Annotated in this window: 3 protein-coding genes; all 3 read right to left on the bottom strand. The window is 35.4% G+C overall.

The genetic code is table 11. From position 1 onward, the window contains the following. Window positions 1–422: 422 nt before the first annotated feature. The 3 genes from ENO17_09225 to pfkA are packed head-to-tail and all read right to left on the bottom strand — an operon-like array spanning window position 423 to window position 5,937. The gene (locus ENO17_09225) at window positions 423–1,454 is read right to left on the bottom strand and encodes a patatin family protein (protein HER25215.1); all 1,032 of its coding nucleotides are present in this window, start codon (window positions 1,452–1,454) and stop codon (window positions 423–425) included. 52 nt (window positions 1,455–1,506) lie between these two features. After that, window positions 1,507–4,944, bottom strand: a complete 3,438-nt coding sequence (gene mfd / locus ENO17_09220; protein ID HER25214.1) for a transcription-repair coupling factor — start codon at window positions 4,942–4,944, stop codon at window positions 1,507–1,509. A gap of 33 nt (window positions 4,945–4,977) precedes the next feature. Further along, window positions 4,978–5,937, bottom strand: a complete 960-nt coding sequence (gene pfkA, locus ENO17_09215; protein HER25213.1) for a 6-phosphofructokinase — start codon at window positions 5,935–5,937, stop codon at window positions 4,978–4,980. Between the last annotated feature and the right edge of the window lie 59 nt (window positions 5,938–5,996).

Raw genomic sequence — 5,996 nt, 5'->3', positions numbered from 1 at the left:
TCATGTTTGGCAGATCTCCCTCATCCATATATTGGAAGAAATTTTGTGATGAGACAGCATCCAGGTGGAAGATAAGGAACTTCGGAGATGCCTCTCCTGCCGCCGAGAAAGACAGCAGGATGACTATTATCAAAATCATATAGAAACCGGCAGTAATCCCCAGGGAGTTAACTTTTTCTAAGCATGGTCTATTCGTTTTCATAAATATGGTGCTACTCCTTTTATAATTAAAGATTATATAATTTGCTATATCCAAAGTGAATTACAGGCCACGAAATAGTATCGCTGGGTTACCCCATTCAAGTTTACAGTTAATTAAAGAAAGTATCGAGTTAAGAAAGTTAATAAAATAAATTAGGTACATCTAAAAGCACTTTTATTTATTTTACACCACTTAATGCAAGCCAAAAGCACTTACAAATTCAGTAGGAATTTATAAGTGCTTTTAATGAGGGAATTATTTTTTTCGTTTCTTCTTCCCCAAGTTTAATTAGTTGTATTTTTTTTTCTTTTTCCATATCTGTAGAGAGCGTACCTCTATAGTGAGGATTAATCACAATATCCGCCTTATTAGCTGTAATATCATCTAATTCTCCGAGCATGATAAATACAGATCTAAAAAGGATAGATACTACATTATTAATAGAGGGAAGAGTGTCTTCTTGAATATCTCTCAAATTTACTCCGATCACTATGTCTGCTCCCATTTCCCTCACCACGTCTACAGGAACAGGATCTACTAATCCACCATCTACTAACATTTTATCTTCCCATTTAAAAGGTATGGATAATCCAGGTACAGACATAGAAGCTGCTATGGCATTAGAAATCCTCCCTTCGCTAATCACTACTTTTTTACCGGTAATCAAATCTGTAGCAACCACTTTAAAGGGAATTTTCAGATCATATTCGAAACTTGCCCAGTTAGTTAATCGGTCAATTCCATCTCTTATAATTTTCCCATCATTTAAACCTTTCAGCAACTGCACATCTATTTTGCCCTTCGATATATCTGAATAGAATGTAATGAAAGGGGTCTCATCTATATTTTGCAGTTTGATATCTTCCCTGGGAGCCATGTAGTATTGATCAAAATCCAAACTTAAGGCGAATTTTTCTATTTTGTCTATATCTTCCCATAGCGCATAAAGTCCACCGATAAAAGACCCGATGCTGGTCCCGGCAATATAATCCAACTTGATACCTTCATTTTCTAAGGCCTTTAAAACACCAATATGAATGTAAAATCTACTCCCTCCTTCTCCTAATGCTAATCCGATCTTGGGAGCAGCATAAGAAAAAGAAGAAACAGAACAGCAGAGTAATACTAAAACTATTAAAATTTGAATTAATTTTTTTAATTCTTCCATAATAATTGTATTATACATAATATTAACCCTAAATCCACTCTTTTTTCTAATATTCTCGAGCGAATTTTCTACCATCATATACATTTAGTTGATTAGTTAGCTGATTGAAAATACAGGTAACTTAACCTTTTATTTTCTACTTCGTCAAGTTTAATATTAATTCCTTCAAGAATTTCAAAATTTCGGAAGATTTAATTCCGGAAAGATTAATGGTAGAAATACCGGTTAATCTATACTCGCCCTTTATTAATCTTTGCTGATAAAAAGAAGGCATCCTGCTCAATTTAGCCTTTATCTCCCTATCTTCCAAATATCTCAGAATTAATTTATTTTCTCTTAATACCAGGGAATTAATGCCTAACCTTCTTAAAAATATCTTCAAATATATTATTTCAAGTAAATTCCTTACCTCCGGAGGATAGATTCCAAATCTATCCCTTATCTCTTCTTTTGTCCTCTCCAGATCTTCTAATCTTTCTATCTCAGCTAATCTCTTATAAATTATTACTCTCTGCTTTAAATCAGGGATGTATCCTCCGGGAATATAGGCATCCACCTTAATATCAATAACCGGAGTGATATCTTCTTTCTTTACTTTTTCTTTTCCCTCTTCTCGTAATTCCTTAATCGCTTCTTCTAATAGGCGGCAATAAAGATTAAATCCTACCTCGCTTACAGATCCATGCTGTTCTTTACCCAGCAGATTCCCTGCTCCCCGAATCTCTAAATCTCGTATGGCTAATTTAAAACCGGAGCCCAATTCACTAAACTCTTTTATTGCCTGTAATCTCTTTTTTGCGGTATCAGAAATAGCACGATAGGAAGGATAAAAAAAATAGGCATAGGCTCGTCGATCAGTCCTCCCCACTCTCCCTCTTAACTGGTAAAGTTGAGATAAACCAAATTTATGGGCGTCATCGATAATAATAGTATTGACATTGGGAATATCCAAGCCAATTTCTATGATAGTAGTACAGACTAAAATATCATATTCTTTCTCCAAAAAATCAATCATTATATCCTCTAATTGCTCTTCTGCCATCTGTCCGTGAGCAATCCCGATTCTAGCTTGAGGAAAGAGCCGATTTAAATCCCCGGCTATTTTCCGGATACTTCTTACCCGATTATGAACAAAGAAGATTTGCCCTTCACGATCCAATTCTCTTCTAATAGCTTCTACTATTACTTGATCATCTTTTCGAGAGATAAATGTAGCAATAGGAAATCTATCTTCGGGAGGAGTATTTATTATACTTAAATCTCTGACTCCGATCAGCGACATATGCAGGGTACGAGGAATAGGAGTAGCTGTTAAGGTAAGGGAGTCAATACTTTCTTTTATTTTTTTTATTCTTTCTTTATGAAGGACTCCGAAACGCTGCTCTTCATCGACGATTAACAAGCCTAAATCCTTAAAATGGATGTCATTTTGAATAAGGCGGTGAGTTCCTATAATAATATCTACTTTCCCTTCTCCCAAACCTTCAATAACTTTTTTTTGTTCCTGTTTGGTTCTAAAGCGGGAGAGCATATCTATATTGATAGGGAAAGAGCTCATCCTTTCCCGAAAATTATCGTAATGCTGTTGAACCAGGATAGTGGTAGGTGCTAAAATTGCTACTTGCTTTCCGTCTAAAACCGCCTTGAAGGCAGCCCTAATAGCTATCTCTGTTTTGCCATAACCTACATCTCCACAAACTAATCTTTCCATGGGCTTGACCATTTCCATATCAGCCTTTACCTCAGATAAGGCTTGCAACTGGTCAAAAGTCTCTTCGTAGGGAAAAGACATCTCCAACTCTTGCTGCCAGTTATTATCCTTGGAAAAGGCAAATCCTCTAATTTCTTTTCGGGCAACATATAAATCATAAAGTTCCCGGGCTAATTTCTGAATTGACCTCTTTGCTTTTCCTTTCGCCTTTCCCCAGGAAACTCCTCCTAAACGGTAAATCTTAGGAATTTTGTCTTTTACACCAATATACTTATGCACCAAATTGAACTGGTCTACCGGGACATATAATTTATCCCCTTGATCATATTCGATCAGGAGGTAATCTTGCTTTATGCCTTTAACGGTTAGATTTACTATCCCCTTATATATTCCTATACCATGGTCGATATGCACTATATAATCTCCGGGAGAGAGTTCCATTACACTAGAAAAGGGCTCGCTCTTACGTCTGGTCAATTTATAACGTTTATTCCTTTCCTTGCCAAATATTTCCTGATCGGTGATAAAAATAGTTTTGAGATCAGGAAATCTGAATCCATAATTTAGATAACCGTAGGAAATGAAGATAGTTGATTTTAATGATAAAGCAGCATACTCTTCTAATTTTCCGGTAACAAATCTTTCTACCCCCCTTTCTTCTAATATCTCCCCTAAACGTTGAGCCCGTCCTTCATTTCTGACCAGAATAATAATTTGCTCTTTTTCTTTCTGCCACTTTTCTAAATCGTTAGAAAATAGATCTAAATTCCCAAAATAAGAACTAATTCCTATTCCTTCTATGGTAAATTTTCGGATAGTTTCTTTGTTTTCTTTCTGATCGCCGAAGATATCTTCCTTATTTCCCTCCGGAAGATAGGTTAAATTAATGATATTTTTATTCTTTATCTTATTATCTATCTCCGAATGATCGATAAAGTAAAAAGAGGGTGAAAAGATTAATTCTTTTTTATTCTCTTCAATTTTTTGATAAATATCTTTCATTTCTTCCCGAAACTCCTCCGCTTTCTCTTGAATTAATTCCGGCTCGTTTTTTAACACTATCAGATCCTCGGGAAGATAATCAAAGAGTGTGCTGTAATTATAATTAGATAAACCATCAGCTGTTAATTCCCGGGAAGGGAGAAGAGTATAATCTGCCAATTTAAGTATTGATCTTTGAGTATTTGAGTTAAAATACCGAATCGATTCTATCCGATCTCCGAATAATTCTAATCGAAGAGGATTTTCACTGGTCATCGGAAAAAAATCAATAAGACCTCCCCGGCTGCTAAATTCGCCTTTTTCTTCCACTATCTCTACAGACCGGTACTTTTGGTCAAAGAGAATTTTTAAAAAATCATCCTTTTTTAAGCTATCTCCTACCTTTAATTTCCAACTTGTTTTTTTAAATTTTTGAGGCGAGACTAATTTAGGCAAGAGGGCTTTAATATCAGTGATTAAAATAATTCTCTTCTTTCCCTGATCATCCCCCTGGCTTATAGAAAGTTTTTTCAAGATATTAATCCTTTGCTGAATTATCTGCGGATCAGAATTGATATCTTCATAGGGAAGGACATCAAAAGAAGGAAAAAGAAAAATATTTTCCTGGCTATTTTGAGATCTATTTAAAAAAGACTCTAAGTCCTGATATATTTTTAAGGCATTTTCCTGAGAATCAGTAATAATGAGGTAAGATTTTGTATTTTCCTCTTTGGAGATTAAAGCGGCGATAAAGAAAGAACGGGCACTATCTTTCATGCCAGAAAGCGATATTTTGCGAATCGATTTCCCTTTTATTATTTTTACAATTTCTTTAAATTCTTTCGATTGATTCCAGAGGGATAATATTCCCGATAAGGACATTAAAAATTCCTTTCAATTTAGTTAAAGTAATTGCTATTTTGCTAATATTAAAGCTAAATCATAAAGATTTTGTTTAATGGTCTTCTGTTGAGCAAGGACTTCTTCTATATCAGTTGCCTTAATCTCATCTCCGATTAATCCAACCATTTTAGATGTTTCGCCTTTTGATAAATGCTCTACAGCCGCTGCCCCTAAACGACTTGCTAATATCCTATCAAAAGCAGAAGGTGAACCTCCTCTTTGCAGGTAACCTAAAATAGTGATACGGGTTTCATAGCCAATTTTATCCTCTAAATATTTAGTTACTTCATTGGTTTTTCCTACTCCTTCGGCAATAACAACAATGCAATGGGTCTTTCCCCTTTGATAGCCTTCTTTTAATTTTATACTAATTTCTGATAAATCATAGGCTATTTCTGGAATAAGAATTACTTCAACTCCTCCGGCAATTCCACTCATCAAGGCTAAATAACCCGAATTTCTTCCCATGACTTCCACCACAAATGCTCTATGGAGAGAAGAAGCCGTATCTTTGATTTTGTCTATGGCATTTATTACTGTATTTAAAGCAGTATCTACTCCTATTGCCATATCTGTTTTAGAAAGATCATTATCGATGGTAGCTGGAATTCCGATAGTTTTTAATCCTAAAGCACTTAAATCTCGAGTTCCTCTTAAGGTACCATCGCCCCCGATAGTTACCAATCCATCAATACCGAATTTCTCTAATTTTTGAAGAGCAATATCAAGGCCTTCTTTAGTTTTAAATTTTTCACTGCGAGAGGTTTTAAGAACAGTCCCACCTCTTTGCATAATTCCACCGGTTGATATCTGACTCATGGGAAAAATTTTTCCCTCCATTAAACCAGCAAAGCCGCTCTCCACTGCTAATACTTCCAAGTTATAAAATATGCCGGTTCGCACTACGGATCGAACAGCAGCATTCATCCCTGGAGAGTCTCCCCCGCTGGTAAGAACAGCAATTCTTTTCATTTTCATAACAACCTTACCTCCAATATAAATAGTATATAGTATATAGTATATATTTATAG

The organism is Candidatus Atribacteria bacterium (assembly GCA_011056645.1).
GTDB lineage: Bacteria > Atribacterota > Phoenicimicrobiia > Phoenicimicrobiales > Phoenicimicrobiaceae > Sediminicultor > Sediminicultor quartus.
This window is presented reverse-complemented; position numbering and strand designations above follow the sequence as displayed.

Coding starts and splice junctions, on each gene's coding strand:
- pfkA (HER25213.1), bottom strand. CDS start 5,937: ATGAAAAGAATTGCTGTTCTTACCAGCGGGGGAGACTCTCCAGGGATG.
- mfd (HER25214.1), bottom strand. CDS start 4,944: ATGTCCTTATCGGGAATATTATCCCTCTGGAATCAATCGAAAGAATTT.
- ENO17_09225 (HER25215.1), bottom strand. CDS start 1,454: ATGTATATGATGGTAGAAAATTCGCTCGAGAATATTAGAAAAAAGAGT.